Here is a 16647-nt window from a genome sequence, read left to right as displayed (position 1 = left end):
CCAGGAGCACAACAATTAATAATTGTTGTGTGCGTATAAGGAATACTAGGAGGTTAAAATGCTTCTTCAATTAAATATAAGTAACTTTGCTCTAATAGAAAATTTAACAATAAACTTTGAAAAGGGATTTAATGTTTTAACAGGTGAGACAGGAGCTGGTAAATCTATATTAATTGACGCAATTAGCTATGTTTTAGGCGGTAAGTTCAGTAAAGATTTAATAAGAACTGGGGAAGAAAAGACATATGTTGAAGCTGTATTTACCATAGAAAATAAAAAAACAGCTGAAGCCTTAAAACTTTATGATATCGAAGCCGAAGACATGGTGATTATAAGCAGAGAGACTTTTATCACTGGTAAGTCTATTGCTAAAATTAACGGAAAAGCTATGCTACTGAATAACGTAAAAACAGTTAGCTCAACTTTATTAGATATTCATGGACAACATGAAAATCAAAATATGTTAGATTCTGCAAATCATATTTATTATGTAGATGATTTTGGCGGAGAAAAATTAGGCACTTTACTTGAAAATTACCGCATAAAATATAGACATTTACTAAATATAAACAATGAAATAAATAAGATTCAGGGAAAAGAAGGAGAAAAAGAAACTTTAATAGATTATTATAAATATCAAATAGATGAAATTAATAAAGCTAAATTAAGAATTAATGAAGATGTTGAGCTTGAGAGCGAATTCTCTATTTTATCTAATGCTGAGAAGATAAATAATAGCCTTAATATTTGCTATGAAATACTAGATCAAGGCAGTGATAGTTCTCCATCAGTATACGATGCATTAGGTATTGCTATAAAAGAGATTCGGGGAATACAAAAGCATATCGAAAAAGTTAAAGCAATTGGTGACAGCTTAGAAGAATCCTATTACAATTTAGAGCAAAACATTGCTGAGGTTAGAAATTTAAGAGACAGCATCCAATATGATGAGAATAAATTGGAATTTATAAATAGTAGAATATATCAAATTGGTATATTAAAGAAAAAGTATGGCAATTCAATTAAGGAAATTATAGAATTTAGGGATAAAATACAAACTCAATATGAGGAGCTTATAAATAGTAATGAAATAATTGAAAAGTTAAAAAAGGAAAAAGCAGAACTTATTATAGAACTTGCGCTAATAACTAATCAAATTCATGACAAAAGATGCAGAATATCCACATTACTGGAAAAAGAGGTAACAAAAGAATTAAAGTATATTGGTCTTGAAAAATGTATTTTTAAAATAGAAATAAGTAAGCAGGATGGCTTTAATGAAAATGGCAGTGATAAAGTCCAATTTTTAATTTCAACTAATCCAGGAGAACCATTGAAGGATCTAGAAAAGATAGTATCAGGCGGAGAGCTTTCTCGTATTATGCTTGCTTTTAAAACTGTTTTTGTAGATAAGGATAGCATTCCTTCAGTTATATTTGATGAAATTGATGTTGGAATAAGTGGTAGAGTAGCACAAAGTGTGGCTGAAAAGATGTATTTAATAGCTTCAAAACATCAAGTGTTTTGTGTTACACACTTATCTCAAATTGCTTGTATGTCTGATACCCATTTCTTGATTTCTAAAGATGTAAAAAAGGATAAAACCTTTACTTCAGTTACTAAGCTAAGTAAGGAACAAAAACAGATAGAAATCGCCAGAATGGTTGGTGGAGCTGAAGTAACTAAATTAACCATGGAACATGCAAAAGAACTTATTTTAATGGCAGAAATTAAAAAAAATGAATTAATTTAATAAATTATTTATATTTTAGTAAATAAAAAACTTAATTTTGTGGAAGAATAGAGTTATAACACTTTAAAATGTTATAACTATTTTTTTATAACGCAAAAAAATTTTTAATAAAAAATATTAAAACTATCATATTTTGCTTTAAAAAACAATGGTTTAACTATATATGAAACTTTAATATAGCATAAGAACATATTTTAAAGGGCAACTTAAGGTTAGAAAATTATTAGACGACAGGAGGAAAAAAGCATGAAAAAGAAAAAAATAAGGTTGTTATGCTGGATATTAACTCCTATCATTTTTCTAACTTTATTTACTTTCATTAATATAGGCCAGATTCCTACTACTATTTTTGTAAGGGAAGGACAGGAATTAAAAAGTAACAGCTTTTTAAAATTAGTAGAAGAAAAGGACATTAAAGTAAATAACTTAATAACAAATAACAGTAATGTTAGAAAAGCACATGTAAGTTTATTAGGTATTTTGCCCTTAAAAACTGTTTCTGTTAAGGCTATATCGAATAAAATTAGTTTATATCCAGGTGGTCAGCCAATAGGAGTAAAGTTAAGCACTAAGGGTGCCTTAGTAGTTGCACTATCTGATATAGAAACTGAAAATGGCAAGATCAGCAGTCCAGGAGCAGCAGCAGGAATACAAGTTGGCGATAGTATTTTAAAAATAAATAACATAAATATTACTAGTTCAGAGCAGGTATCTAATATAGTGAATAGCTGTGAAGGTAAAGAATTAAATATAACAATAGATAGAAAGGGAGAGGAACTTATCAAAAAAGTTAAACCTATGAAAAACACTAATGAAGCAAAATATAAAATTGGGCTTTGGATAAGAGATTCTACAGCAGGTGTTGGAACACTTACCTTTTATGACGAAAATACAAATAAGTTTGCTGCATTAGGGCATCCTATTACAGATTCTGATACGGGTACTATTTTAAATATTAATACTGGGCAAATTATATCATCATCAATAGTTTCTGTTAGAAAAGGTGCTAAGGGAAATCCAGGAGAATTAAAAGGCATTTTTATTGACGAGGAAGTCCCGTTAGGTGATATAACAAAAAATACTAATTGCGGAATATTTGGAAGCACAAATAAAAGTCTAATTAACAAAAACAGTAAACCTCTAGATATAGCTTTAAGAGATGAAATAAAAGTAGGGCCAGCTCAAATATTAACAACAGTAGATGGAGAAGAGCCCAAATTTTATAATATTGAAATTGAGAAACTTTTAAAACAAGAAACTCCTAGTCCTAAAAGTATGATAATTAAAATAACTGATCCAATTTTGTTAGAAAAAACAGGTGGGATAGTTCAAGGTATGAGTGGAAGTCCAATTATACAGAACAATAAAATAATAGGAGCTGTAACTCATGTTTTAATAAATAAGCCAGATACAGGTTATGGTGTTTATATAGAATGGATGCTTAAAGATGCAGATATATTGACGAATTAAGCTAATTATAATAGTATTATAATAATAAGTGAATTATAAAAAAATTATAAATTCACTTATTATTTATTTTTAGTCATTTTTAATAAAAAAAATTATTTTTATAGAAGGATTTATTATAGTTTTGTCGAATTAATAAATTGTTAAGAAATGGAATTTAATTTGAAAGGGGTATTTAAACATGGAAGATTCAAAAATAAGTGTTATTATTGCAGATGATAATAAAGAATTTTGCAATATATTAAACGATTACTTATTAAATCAGAGGGACATAGTAGTAACAGGAATCGCAAAAGATGGCTTAGAAGCACTTAAACTTATTCAGGAAAAAAAGCCTGATTTAGTAGTATTAGATATTATTATGCCGCACTTGGATGGACTTGGAGTACTAGAGAGATTAAATAGTATCAATGTTGATCCAATGCCTAGGATAATAGTTTTATCAGCTGTTGGACAAGATAAAATCACTCAAAGAGCCATAACTTTAGGTGCAGATTATTATGTTGTAAAACCTTTTGATATGGATGTATTTACAAAGAGAATAAGACAAATGTTTAACAATACTATTTCAAGCGATGATACTAAAAGAACCATTCCTATGGAAGATACACCAGAAATAAAGATAAATAGAAACGAACCTATAGATTTAGAAACTGAAATAACCGGAATAATTCATGAAATCGGAGTTCCTGCTCACATTAAAGGGTACATGTATTTAAGAGAAGCTATTAGTATGGTGGTAAACGATATTGAATTATTATCTGCTGTTACAAAAGAACTATATCCATCAATAGCTAAAAAATTCAATACAACAGCAAGCCGAGTAGAAAGAGCTATAAGACATGCAATTGAAGTTGCATGGAATAGAGGGCAGGTTGATACAATAAATAAGCTTTTTGGATACACTATACATAATGATAAAGGTAAGCCAACTAATTCAGAATTTATTGCTATGGTAGCAGACAAGCTTAGACTTAAAAATAAAGTAGGTTAATTAAGTAAAATAATGGTTTACGGCTAATCCGTTTTTTATTCAAATTAATGAATGTAAAAATTTGTGTATAAATATATAAAAATTTCTTAGACTTTCTTCATTTATTTATAATGAAGGAGGTCTTTTTTTGAAAAAAATTATGCCTAATTTCTTGATACTTTGTAAAAGATTTTGGGAGTAGCTTCTATCAATGCATTCAAAGATACAATTTTTTGATATTTTAAGTTATATAACAAAAACAATTATATTTAAATAACTTTATATCGATATAAAAAGGGGGAAGCTTTTTTTGGAGGAATTTAAAGGAAAACATAGAATATAAATATATTAAATTGTAATTGTTCTTAATGACGACATAACTGTATAAAAATATTAGGAGGCGTTTTATGGTCAGTAATTTATCCTTGGCAGGTATGATATTTACTTTATTGGTTTCATTTTTACTACCCATTGGGTTGATAATTTATGCTAAAAAAAGGTATTCTGCTTATTTCATTACTATAGCTATGGGAGCATTGATATTCTTTGTTTTTGCCTTGGTATTGGAGCAGTTGTTTCATTTTTATGTATTAAAGTTAAATGGAACAACTAGGACTTTAATGGGAAATACTTGGATATATGCAATTTATGGAGGCCTTGCTGCAGGTATATTTGAAGAAACTGGAAGACTGATAGCCTTTAATTTTTTTTCAAAGAAGCACTGGCAATGGAAAGATGGTTTTGCCTATGGTATAGGCCATGGAGGTATTGAGGCGATATTATTGGCAGGACTTACGGCAAGTAATAATCTTATATATTCTCTAACTATAAACAAAGGAAATTTTAGTGCATTGATTGGTTCAAAGCTGCCGATAGCAACAGCTGAACAAGTTAAGAATGCTCTTATAAATACTGATTGGTATCTATTTTTTGTGTCAGGTTTAGAAAGATGTTTTGCAATATCAATTCAGATCGGATTATCAATCTTGGTTTTATATGCAGTTAAAAATAGAAAGTATATATATTATATTATTGCTATATTGCTTCATGCATTAGTAGATTTCCCAGCAGTACTTGCTCAAAGGGGTATTTTGAGTATTTGGGTTGTTGAGGGTGTAGCTTTTACATCTTGTATTATAGGAATTTACTGGGTTATAAAATCAAAGAAAATATTTAAAGCTGATAATATTTCCATTTCAGTGTAAAGTTAAAATCTATCACCAAGGCTTTATTATTTTATACTTTTTATGTTTTTTGGACTAGTCATATAACTCCATTTATTATCATAAATATTTAAAGATAATATACAAAGGGAACAGCAATAATAATTGCTTAGTGTAAAATGAGGAACCCAAGGAGGAGAAAGATATGTCCAATAGAAGAAATGCAATTAATTTAGGCAATCACGTTCAAGAGAACTTTTGGCTTTATGTAATTAGTTTACTTTGCATATTTACTGGAATCGTTCTAGGAATTTATTCTGTAAAATATATGGCTAATGGTGATAGAAGTGATTTGATAAACTATTTAAGTAATTTTTCACAGAATATTACTCAAGGTAATTTTGAATATAATAGTATTTTAATAGACGTTATAAAAAATAATATTCCATTTATAATTGCAATTTGGTTTCTTGGATTAACAATGGTTGGAATACCTATAATATTATTAATTGACTTAGTTAAAGGTTTTACTGTTGGTTTTACGTTAAGTTTTATGATTAGCGGTTTTGGAGTAAAGGGAATTGGAGTGGCAGCATTAGGAATAGTTCCTCAGAATCTATTCTATATTCCTTGTATTCTAATTGCATCAGTACTTTCTATGGAATTCTCAGTTAATCTTCTTAAAGAAAAGGTGAATAAAAGGTATAATGGAAGCCTTTGGGTTAAGTTAGCAACTTATTCTTTTTACTTTGCAGTTATTACAATAGTAATGTTTCTTGGTTTTGCATTAGAAACCTATGGCTCACCTTCTTTAGTTAAGCTTGTACTATAGGAAGTGAAAACATGTTCAAACAGGAAAATGTTATAGAATTTCTTTACCTCATACTAAAATGCTTTTTCATTCTTATCTTATTTGGTATGTTGCTGCCAAAAGTAATAGATGGGTTGTTATACTATTTTTATAAAACAAATATATATGATAATAGTATTTTTGTTAATTTTTTAGTAGATAAAAATATGAAAATTCTATATAATTATTTATATATTATTAAAAAAATTATAAGTAATTTTTAATTGTATATTTCATAATTCTAAAATTACTTTAAGGCTTACAATTAAAACTCTTAAATTTAATAATATTTTTTTATAATATTAGCATGTGTTTAGCTTACAAAAGGTTAGATACATGCCTATTTTCATCACTAAAATTATAATTAATCTAAAGAAAGGATTGAGTAAATGAATTTAGAGAAGGTAATAGAAAGCGTAAGCTACATTAAAGGTAAAATTAATATTATTCCTAAGGTAGGAATAATACTTGGATCAGGACTTGGAGAAATGGCCGAAACCCTTGAAGATATGGTTGTAATAAAATATTCTGAGGTGCCAAATTTACCTGAATCAACTGTTAAAGGGCATAAAGGTCAATTTGTATTTGGAAAACTTCAAGGCAAAGATGTTGTTATGATGCAGGGAAGGTTCCATTATTACGAAGGAAATAAAATGGAGGATTTAGTACTGCCAGTTTATATAATGAAGTATTTAGGAATTGAAACATTAATAGTTACAAACGCAGCAGGCGGGGTAAATCTTGACTTTAAGCCAGGAGATTTAATGCTTATTACTGATCATGTTAATTTGGCATTTAATAACCCATTAATAGGGAAAAATGAAGAGAAACTAGGTGTTAGATTTCCAGATATGTCTTCTGCCTATAATAAGGAATTAATTAATTTAGCAAAAGGTGCAGCAAATAATCTAAATATTGAACTTAAGCAGGGCACTTACTTTATGTTTACTGGACCTACCTATGAAACCCCAGCTGAAATTAGAATGACTAGAATATTAGGCGGTGATGCAGTTGGGATGTCAACTGTCCCGGAAGTAATTGTTGCAAGACACTGTGGCATTAAAGTGTTAGGTATATCATGTATTACAAATATGGCTGCTGGTATTTTAGACAAAGCTCTTAATCATGAAGAAGTTATAGAAGTTTCCAATAGAGTTAAAGATAAGTTTATTAATCTGATTAATGAATTTGTAAAAATACTTTAATAGATTATAGAGGTGAACTAAAAATGAGGATGGTAGATTTAATAGAAAAGAAAAAGGAAGGAAAAGTACTTACTGCAGAAGAAATTGATTTTGCTGTACAAGGCTATACTAAAGGTGAAATCCCTGACTATCAGATGTCTGCATTTCTTATGTCTGTTTATTTTAAGGGCATGAATAAGGAAGAGACTTCTAATATGACAATGTCTTTTGTCAACTCTGGTGATAAGGTAGATCTTTCAGCTATAAAGGGTATAAAAGTTGATAAACACTCAACTGGAGGAGTAGGGGATAAAATAAGCTTAATTGTAATTCCTCTGGTAGCTTCTGTAGGTGTTCCAATAGCTAAAATGTCTGGCAGAGGTTTAGGACACACTGGCGGAACTATTGATAAGCTTGAATCCATTGAAGGCTTTAGAACTGAATTAAGCAGTGAAGAATTTATTAATAATGTAAACAAATATAAGATGGCAATTACCGGACAGTCTGGAAATCTAACTCCTGCAGATAAGAAAATATATGCCTTAAGAGATGTTACTGCAACAGTTGATAGTATTCCTTTAATAGCTAGCTCAATAATGAGCAAAAAAATAGCTTCAGGCTCAGATGCTATAGTTCTTGATGTTAAAGCTGGATCAGGTGCTTTCATGAAAACTGTAGAGGAAGCAAGGAAATTAGCAAGAACAATGGTTGAAATAGGTAAGCATCTTAATAGAAGGACTGTAGCAGTTATTACAGATATGAATCAGCCTTTAGGCCACGAAGTAGGTAATGCAAATGAAGTAAGAGAAGCAATTGAGGTTCTAAAAGGAAAGGGCTCAGAAGACGAAACTACAGTAGCACTTACTATTGCCTCTCATATGGCTGTATTAGGAGGTGCCTTTAAGGAGTTTGACGAAGCATTTAAGAGCTTATCAGAAATAATAAAATCAGGCAGGGCAATTGAAAAACTTAAGGAACTTGTTAAGATACAAGGGGGAAATCCTGAAGTTATTGAAAATATAGAGCTTTTACCTGTTGCTAAGAAACATTTTGAAGTAAAATCTACAGAGGAAGGCTTTGTAGCAGCTATAGAGGCTGAAAATATTGGAATAGCAGCAATGCTTTTGGGTGCAGGTAGAAAAACTAAAGAAGATTCTATTGATTTTGCTGCTGGCATAACAATTGTAAAGAAAGTTGGAGATAAAGTTAAAATTGGAGATACCTTATGTGTATTACATACTAATTTATCTCAATATGACGATGCTGAGGCTATGATAAGAAAGGCGTATACAATTGGAAAGACTGCTAAAAAAGTAGATTACATTCATGATATAATACTATAAACAAAGTTTGCAATTAAAATTTAATGATGAATTTAGAAATAGCTTTACCTAGTGTAAGGCTATTTTTTTATCTTTAGAAAAGGATAATTTCATAATATTATTTATTCATAAGCTTTTTTACTATATATCTATACACTTTAAAGTAAAATTTAACAAATTTCTTTCGTTATAATCTAAAAAAAAGAGGTAATACTAATTTCATGGAAAGGAGGAGTAATATGAGAAAACAAAAATTATTTAGCATTATACTATCAGCTGTTTTTATTTTTCAAATATTTTCTGTTAAGGTTAAGGCTGAGGAGACCGGCTTAAAGGTTGATGCAAGATCGGCATTACTAATGGAACCTATAACAGGAAAGATAATATTTGAAAAAAATTCTCATGAAAAACTTGCACCAGCTTCTGTAACTAAGATTATGACTATGCTTCTAGCAATGGAGGCTGTAGATAGTGGTAAGATTAAATTAAGTGATAGGATTACTGCAAGCGAAAATGCAAAAAAAATGGGCGGAAGCACAATGCTTTTAGACACTGGGGAGATTAGAACAGTGGAAGAAATTTTAAAAGGTATTGCTATAGCATCTGGTAATGATGCAGCAGTTGCAATGGGGGAATATTTAGCTGGTAGTGAAGAAGCCTTTGTTAAGCTTATGAATGATAGAGCAAAGACCTTAGGCATGAAGGATACTACCTTTAAAAACTGTACTGGACTAAATGCAGCAGGACATGTAACAAGTGCCTATGATATTTCCATAATGTCAAGAGAGCTGTTGAAGCACCCTACCATATTAAAATATTCAGGAACATATATGGAAACTATTTCAGAAGGAAGGAAATCACCTATAGGACTAGTTAACCATAATAAATTAGTTAGGTTTTTCAAGGGTTGTGATGGATTAAAAACTGGTTTTACAGAAGAAGCAAAATACTGCATATCGGCTACAGCTGTTAGAGATGGTGCAAGAATGTTAACAGTTATAATGGGAGCTCCTTCCTACAAAATAAGAAATAGAGATGCCAGCATGCTTCTTAATTTTGGATTTTCAAAATTTGAAGTTAAAAAGGCAGTAATTAAAGACGATGATATAGAAAAAGTATACATTAATAAGCAAAGTGACAAATATTTTATTGCAAAAGCAAAGCAGGATTGCAGCGTAGTTCTTGAAAAAGGAATTGATAATAAAATTATAAAGAAATGCACCTTAAATATTGATAGTAGCAAAAAGGAATTCAAAAAAGGAGAAGTAGTAGGCTACTGTGAATTATTAGTTAATAATATACCATTAAATAAAGTTGAAATATATTGTGATAGAGACTTTAAAAAGGGTGGCGTGTTTGAGAACCTAAAATTAAATATTAAGAGAATGTTTGAGAATTCTATATAACGTACTTAAGCAGCTTAAAGGCAAATTTGCACTTAAGCTGTTTTATTTTCTAAATTTTATTTGTAAAAAGTTATGAAACCATCTAAAATACTATTATAGGAATTAAACAATGTTTTAGGAGAGAACCAATGACATTAAATATAAAGATTGAAAACTTTGAAGGTCCTTTTGATTTGCTGCTTCACTTAATAAAAAAAAGTGAAATGGATATATATGACATACAAATTCATGAAATAACAAATCAATATTTACAATATATAAATCAAATGAAAGAAATGGATTTAGAGGTAACCTCAGAATTTATTTTGATTGCTGCAAATCTTCTTGAGATAAAATCTAGAATGCTCTTGCCTAATTATACAGAAGATGAGACAGCTGCAGATAAAGAGGTTGACCCACGTAAAGAATTAGTTTCAAAGCTTATAGAATACAAAAAGTATAAAGCTATAGCTGAAATTTTAAGAAAAAAGGAAGAAGAGTTTGGTGTAGTATTCACTAAGAAACCTGAAATTATTATTGATAACAGCAAAGATGAAAAAGTAAACATTCTAAATAATATAACAATGTTAGAGCTGTATAGACTATTTAATGAACTAATGAATAAATTCTATAGTAAAACCAATAATGGAAATATTATACAGAAAGAAATTCCTATTGATTCATATAAAATTGAAGATAAAATGGAATACTTAAGGCAAAATCTAAAGCAAGGTAAAATAGTAATTTTTACTGATATGCTTACTACCTGTGAAAGCAAAATGGAAAAAGTAGTAACTTTTTTAGCTCTACTTGAGTTAATAAAACTAAAGACTGTAAGAGTACTTCAAGAAAAGAATTTTACCGATATATATGTAGAAAGGATAGAAAATAATGAAGAAAGCCTATCTGGATCAGTTAGAGATTGATGAAATTTCAAAGAAAAAAGTATATTTTTCAATTATTGAATCATTACTATTTGCTAGTGGAGATCCCTTAAAAGACAAGGAGATAGCATCAATCATAGAATGTGATCTTGTAACCACAAGAAATTTATTAGAAATGTTAAAGGAAAATTATGAAAGAGAAGAAAGGGGAATCATACTTATAACACTTAATGATGAATATCAATTAGTAACGAAAGCCATAAATACTAATTATGTTCAAAAGCTTCTTAAGATAAATACGAGACAATCTCTTTCCCAAGCTGCCTTGGAAACTTTGGCAATAATTGCCTATAAGCAACCTATAACAAGGATAAATATTGATGAAATAAGAGGCGTAAAAAGTGATAGAGCTGTTTTAACCTTAACTGAAAAAGGTCTTATTAAGGAAGTTGGTAGATTAGAAGTACCAGGAAGGCCCGTTCTTTTTGCAACTGCTGATAAGTTTCTTTTGCACTTTGGATTAGAAAACTTAGAGCAGCTGCCAGCTTTAGATGATTTAGCAAATTTAGAAATTTTAGTAGATGAAAATGATAACAATGAAAATGAAACCAAGGAATAGACTATTCCTTGGTTTCATTTGTATCTACAGTAGCTTCCTTAGCTTTACTATCACCTTTATTTTTACAGGTTAGGCCCTTTATCATATCAATAAATTGTGGTATCGAATCTAGGAATTTCTCATAAGGATTATCATATTCAACAGGTAAAATTCTTACTGATTCATTATGTATAACTAGAAAAGCCACAGGTTTAACAGTAACCCCAGCTCCAGTACCTCCCCCAAAGGGAAAGTTTGACATTTCTTTTTTTTCTTCTTTTGAGTTAAATTCACTACCACCCGCTGCAAAACCAAAACAAACTCTCGAAATTGGAATTATTATAGAACCATCTTTAGCTTCTATAGCATCTCCAATTATGGTATTTACATCTACCATTTCTTTGATATGTTCCATAGTGGTTTTCATTAAATTGTCAATTGGATGATTATCCATCGTATTCCTCCTCGTCTTTCTTATATATGTCACAACAATTAATAATTGCTATGTTTTAGAATTATCTTGCTCTTGCTTCTTTATTTTAAAATTAAGGTTTGAGCGATTCCTTTTCTTTCTAATAAAAAGGAGCATATAGATTATTTTGATTATATTTACAAAAATTATACTATTTATATTTGATTCTAAAAATGCACCTTGAAAATTTGGCCTAATATTACAATCATAGCTTTTGACTTTAAAGGGAATATTTAAAAACTTATATAGAAAAGGAGAAATTGAACTAATATAACCAAATGCTATTGCTGTACTAGATGCATCACTAAAACCAAAGTTACAATAGATTTTAAATCTAATTGTAGGCTTTAATTTTATGTTCTCAATTCTGTCTATAAGAAAAAGTATATATGTTAAATCAAATTCAGCCTTTTCCTTATGTAAGGGCTTAACAGCTTTTTTTAACTTACTTTTTTTAAAAAGATGTCTTAATTTACCTAAATTAAGTTTAAAGTTAAATAAATATAAATTTATATTAAAACTAGGGTATTTTATGCTGAGCTTTATAGGAATTGGAATCAATAATAAAATTATTATAAACAATAATATAAAATACAGGTAAAACATAACTTTTCCTCCAGTGTTTATATTATTTCCAATAAAATTATAAATATAAGTTTATTAATAAATATCACTTAAATTATATTGCTTATAAAAATTATTCACATTATTAATATCATGGAAAATATTAATATGAGTAATTAATCTGAAATTAGAAAAAATAAATATAGTATGTTTTAAGAGGTGATTTAGAATGAAAAGTAAAAGAAGTAAATTTATTAGCTTATTTTTAGTAATTTCGCTAATTATATTTAATTTAGTAAGTAGTGAAGTATATGCTATGAATATTAATGTTAATGCAAGAGCAGCAGTTGCCATTGACAGTAAGTCCAAAGTAGTGCTGTATGAAAAAAATGCACATATGCTTATACCTATGGCAAGTACAACAAAGATAATGACAGCTCTAGTGGCCCTTAAATACGGAGACTTAGATAAAAAGTTTGAAATATCAAGCAAGGCATCAGCGATTCGTGGTTCAATTGTTGGATACAAAAAAGGCGACATGATTTCTCTTAAGGAACTTATATACGGCTTAATGTTAAGATCTGGAAATGATGCGGCCATTGCTATTGCAGAAGGTATTGGAGGCAGTGTAGAAGGATTTGTAAGAATAATGAATGAATATGCAAATCAAATTGGACTCTGCAGCACAAATTTTGAATCACCTCATGGTTTAGATAGTGAAAATCACTATTGCAACGCCTATGATTTGGCTTTAATAACTATAAAGGCAAGAGAAGATAAATTATTTAATGAAATAGTTGCAACAAAGGATTTAGATAAGAAAGACAGCGATTTTACACGAAGCTATCACAATATTAATAAAATTTTATGGCTTTTACCTGAATCTAGCGGTGTTAAAACAGGCTATACAGGCAAAGCTGGAAAGTGCTTAGTTTCATCTGTTGAAATACAGAATAATGATATTGTTATTGTGGTGCTAAACTCATCTGAAAGATGGAAGGAAACAAAGAAAATATATGATTATATTAATAAGAATTACGATTATAAACAGTTTTTTTCAAAGGATGAGGTAGTAGATGAATTTAATATTAATCATTCAAGTAAGATACTTAAGCTTACGACTGAAGAGGAAATAATATTACCGGTGAATAAAAGCGAAAATTATGAAGTAAAAATATCAAAGCCAACTGAAAACATAAAACTTCCTATAATGAAAGGCACAAAGCTTGGAAGTATAAGTATCTATGAAGGAGATAAAAAGATATATAATAATTATTTAATTGCAGGTAATGATATTAAAGCAAAAAAGTGGTTTTTCTTTAAATAAATAAAATATATATAATTTTACCGAGAGCACTTTAATAAGTGTTAAGATTTGATAAACCCCATATTTTTTAAAACTATGGGGTTTATCTATTTTTTTAAATATGCAAGATCATATCTTTCCTTTTTAAATATGACATTACCATTTTTTAAGATTAGAATTTAGAATTTGTTTTAAAAGAAGAGCTTATAATTAAATTATTTATTTTTATTTAGTAGTAGCAAATTTTGTGGTTTTAAATAATTTAATAGTATAGGCTATTGCTATTAATAAGGTTTAGCATGCCAAAGGAGGTTCTAAAGTGAATTATGAAATAAGAGATTGCATAGATGCCGGAACTGAATTTTGCCCCTGCCATTTAGCCGAAACAGGAGATTGTATACTATGTTCACAGCTTTCTGGTAAAAAGTTTTGCGACTGCATCAACTGGAAAGGCGTTTGCATATACCAAGAATATATATGGAATAACAGTAAAGCAAAGCCCCTTAGGAAAATATTTAATTGTAAAATTGTTAATAAGGAGATAGTGGAAAGAAATGTTGTTATCTTTAATATTTCTGTACCTCACGAGTTAACTAAAAACTTGGTTCATCCTGGAAGTTATATTTTTCTAAGAAGTACAAAAACATCACAGTTCTATGATGTTCCTATATCAATAATGGACACTAATACAGATGAAAATATTATAACGGTTGCAATTGAAATTAAAGGTATAAAAACAAAAAGCCTAAACGAACTAAAAGACGGGGATAATATTTTCATAAGAGGGCCATTTTTTAATGGAGAACTTGGGCTAAGAAACATATTTAAAAGCAAAGAAGGTACTGCAGTGGTTATAATAAGGGGCATAGGCCAGGCACCAGTTGTTCCAGTTCTAAAAAAGCTATATTCAAACGGAAACAAAATTATTGTAATTTTGGATAAAGCACGATTTAAAAATGTTTTTATAAACAAGTATTTAGAAATGTGTAATTGTACAGTTATTAACTGCAGTACACTTCAGGCAGGAGCTGTTTCTGAGGAACTTAAAAATATACTAGCAAACTTACTGGAGAATGAAAACATTAACTTAATACACTGTTCTTCACCAGATATATTAAACTTTAAAGTTTTAGATTTTATAAATGGTAAAGTTGATTTTTCCTGCTGTAATAATGCAAAAATGTGCTGCGGAGAAGGAATATGCGGAGCTTGTTCTACAAGGTATAAAGGTCAAAGAGTAAAAAAGCTATGTAAGGTACAGATTGAACCTAAATATATATTTGAAGGAAGAAGATTTATTTAATTAAGGTGGGGGAATAAGAATGAAGGTTATAATAATAGGTGGTGGATGGGCAGGCTGCGCTGCAGCTATTACTGCAAAAAAAGCAGGAGCCCAAGTAAAACTATTTGAAAAAACAGATATGCTTTTAGGCCTAGGAAATGTAGGTGGCATAATGAGAAATAATGGAAGGTTTACAGCAAGCGAGGAGTTAATTGCACTTGGAGCAGGTGATCTTATTAAAATAACAGATTCCTTATCAAGACATAAAAACATTAAGTTTCCAGGTCATGCACATGCATGGCTATATGATGTTAATAAAATAGAGCCAGAGGTGAAAGCTTATTTAGTCAACATAGGCGTAGAAATTAGCCTACTTTCAAGAATTATAGATGTTGAAAAAGAAGGCAGCAAAATTAAAGGGATTTATCTTGCTGACGGCTCTTTCGTAGAAGGAGATGTATTTATTGAAACTACAGGTTCTACAGGGCCTATGGGCAACTGTTTAAGATATGGTAATGGATGCTCTATGTGTGTATTAAGATGCCCTGCCTTTGGACCAAGAGTAAGCATTAGTTCTAGAGCTGGCATTGAAGATTTTCAAGGCGAAAGAGATGATGAAGCCTATGGAGCTATGAGTGGTTCCTGCAAGCTTGCTAAGGAAAGCCTATCAGATGAGCTTGTTAAAAAGTTAGATGAAACAGGTGTAGTGGTTTTAAAGGTTCCTCCTGAGGATGTAAATTTAGATAAGCTGAAAACCAAGGTTTGCCAGCAATATGCCCTAAAAGAATTTGCAGAAAATGTTGTGCTGTTAGACACTGGGCATGCAAAGCTAATGACAACCTATTACCCTCTAGAAAAGCTAAGAAAAATACCAGGACTTGAGAAAGCTAAATATGTAGATCCTTATGCAGGAGGCAAAGGAAACTCAATCAGATATCTTTCAGTAGCTCCAAGAACAGACGATATGAAGGTTAAAGGCATTGATAATCTCTTTTGTGCAGGTGAAAAATCAGGCTTATTTGTAGGCCATACTGAGGCTATATGCACTGGTTCTCTAGCTGGCCATAATGCAGTAAGACATGTTATGGGAATGCCAGCATTAATACTACCAAAAGCCCTAGCCATAGGAGATATAATCTCATATGCAAATTATAAGCTTATGACAAAGGAAGGAAGAAGAAACAGATATACCTTTGCAGGAGCAGAATACTTTGAAAGAATGAAAGCTCAAGGACTTTATACAATAGATATAGAGGAAATAAAGGGCAGAGTTGAAAAATTGAAGCTGACGGATGTGCTAAATCAGAAGCTGATGTAAGCTCAAATTAATTATTTATGTTTAAAATACCTCCAGATATATTTTTGGAGGTATTTTTATTACAGAATATAGTAACTTAGCCGCTTTGAACTCGGCAATCACAAAACAGAACTATGTAAAAAAACA

Annotated in this window: 15 protein-coding genes; 13 read left to right on the top strand and 2 right to left on the bottom strand. The window is 29.9% G+C overall.

From position 1 onward, the window contains the following. Positions 1 to 58 precede the first annotated feature (58 nt). From recN to scpB, 10 genes are all read left to right on the top strand, one after another. Positions 59 to 1753 (top strand): DNA repair protein RecN, encoded by a 1695-nt coding sequence (gene recN / locus ACJDUG_RS06895; protein ID WP_406769161.1) that lies wholly within the window; start codon positions 59 to 61, stop codon positions 1751 to 1753. 246 nt (positions 1754 to 1999) lie between these two features. Continuing rightward, positions 2000 to 3223: a SpoIVB peptidase gene (spoIVB, locus tag ACJDUG_RS06890; RefSeq protein ID WP_406769160.1), complete on the top strand. Its 1224-nt coding sequence runs from the start codon at positions 2000 to 2002 to the stop codon at positions 3221 to 3223. A 178-nt stretch (positions 3224 to 3401) separates the two neighbouring features. Then, entirely contained in the window at positions 3402 to 4214 is an 813-nt protein-coding gene (gene spo0A, locus ACJDUG_RS06885) for a sporulation transcription factor Spo0A (protein ID WP_406769159.1), read from the top strand. A gap of 386 nt (positions 4215 to 4600) precedes the next feature. Then, positions 4601 to 5398, top strand: coding sequence for a YhfC family intramembrane metalloprotease (locus tag ACJDUG_RS06880; protein ID WP_406769158.1), 798 nt, complete (start codon positions 4601 to 4603; stop codon positions 5396 to 5398). A 163-nt stretch (positions 5399 to 5561) separates the two neighbouring features. After that, positions 5562 to 6188, top strand: a complete 627-nt coding sequence (gene spoIIM / locus ACJDUG_RS06875) for a stage II sporulation protein M (RefSeq protein ID WP_406769157.1) — start codon at positions 5562 to 5564, stop codon at positions 6186 to 6188. A 407-nt stretch (positions 6189 to 6595) separates the two neighbouring features. Beyond that, the gene (locus tag ACJDUG_RS06870) at positions 6596 to 7411 is read left to right on the top strand and encodes a purine-nucleoside phosphorylase (RefSeq protein WP_406769156.1); all 816 of its coding nucleotides are present in this window, start codon (positions 6596 to 6598) and stop codon (positions 7409 to 7411) included. A gap of 23 nt (positions 7412 to 7434) precedes the next feature. Continuing rightward, positions 7435 to 8733: a pyrimidine-nucleoside phosphorylase gene (locus tag ACJDUG_RS06865; protein ID WP_406769155.1), complete on the top strand. Its 1299-nt coding sequence runs from the start codon at positions 7435 to 7437 to the stop codon at positions 8731 to 8733. A 218-nt stretch (positions 8734 to 8951) separates the two neighbouring features. Continuing rightward, positions 8952 to 10118, top strand: coding sequence for a D-alanyl-D-alanine carboxypeptidase family protein (locus ACJDUG_RS06860; RefSeq protein ID WP_406769154.1), 1167 nt, complete (start codon positions 8952 to 8954; stop codon positions 10116 to 10118). A 128-nt stretch (positions 10119 to 10246) separates the two neighbouring features. Further along, complete coding sequence (locus tag ACJDUG_RS06855; RefSeq protein WP_406769153.1) at positions 10247 to 11023, top strand: segregation/condensation protein A; 777 nt, start codon at positions 10247 to 10249, stop codon at positions 11021 to 11023. Continuing rightward, positions 10989 to 11600 carry an SMC-Scp complex subunit ScpB gene (gene scpB, locus ACJDUG_RS06850; protein ID WP_406769152.1) on the top strand — a complete coding sequence of 204 codons (612 nt, stop codon included), beginning with the start codon at positions 10989 to 10991 and terminating at the stop codon, positions 11598 to 11600. Before ACJDUG_RS06855 ends, scpB begins: the two co-directional genes overlap by 35 nt. A 1-nt stretch (position 11601) precedes the next feature. Here the strand turns inward: scpB and ytfJ are convergent, their stop codons facing one another. Together ytfJ and ACJDUG_RS06840 are read right to left on the bottom strand one after the other, a co-directional pair. Further along, positions 11602 to 12033, bottom strand: coding sequence for a GerW family sporulation protein (ytfJ, locus tag ACJDUG_RS06845; RefSeq protein ID WP_406769151.1), 432 nt, complete (start codon positions 12031 to 12033; stop codon positions 11602 to 11604). A gap of 48 nt (positions 12034 to 12081) precedes the next feature. Next, complete coding sequence (locus ACJDUG_RS06840) at positions 12082 to 12657, bottom strand: DUF2953 domain-containing protein (protein ID WP_406769150.1); 576 nt, start codon at positions 12655 to 12657, stop codon at positions 12082 to 12084. Positions 12658 to 12844: 187 nt separating this feature from the next. On the opposite strand from ACJDUG_RS06840, the gene ACJDUG_RS06835 reads away from it, so the two are divergent. The 3 genes from ACJDUG_RS06835 to ACJDUG_RS06825 all read left to right on the top strand — a co-directional run bounded on the left by ACJDUG_RS06835 (position 12845) and on the right by ACJDUG_RS06825 (position 16521). Beyond that, entirely contained in the window at positions 12845 to 13942 is a 1098-nt protein-coding gene (locus ACJDUG_RS06835; RefSeq protein WP_406769149.1) for a D-alanyl-D-alanine carboxypeptidase family protein, read from the top strand. Between the two features lie 298 nt (positions 13943 to 14240). Beyond that, a complete protein-coding gene (locus ACJDUG_RS06830) occupies positions 14241 to 15224 on the top strand; it encodes a sulfide/dihydroorotate dehydrogenase-like FAD/NAD-binding protein (RefSeq protein WP_406769148.1) in 984 nt (327 codons plus the stop codon). Between the two features lie 19 nt (positions 15225 to 15243). Beyond that, positions 15244 to 16521 carry an FAD-dependent oxidoreductase gene (locus ACJDUG_RS06825; RefSeq protein WP_406769147.1) on the top strand — a complete coding sequence of 426 codons (1278 nt, stop codon included), beginning with the start codon at positions 15244 to 15246 and terminating at the stop codon, positions 16519 to 16521. The last annotated feature ends 126 nt before the right edge of the window (positions 16522 to 16647 follow it).

The sequence above is a fragment of the Candidatus Clostridium stratigraminis genome (assembly GCF_045310675.1).
Lineage (GTDB): Bacteria > Bacillota > Clostridia > Clostridiales > Clostridiaceae > Clostridium_AT > Clostridium_AT stratigraminis.
This window is presented reverse-complemented; position numbering and strand designations above follow the sequence as displayed.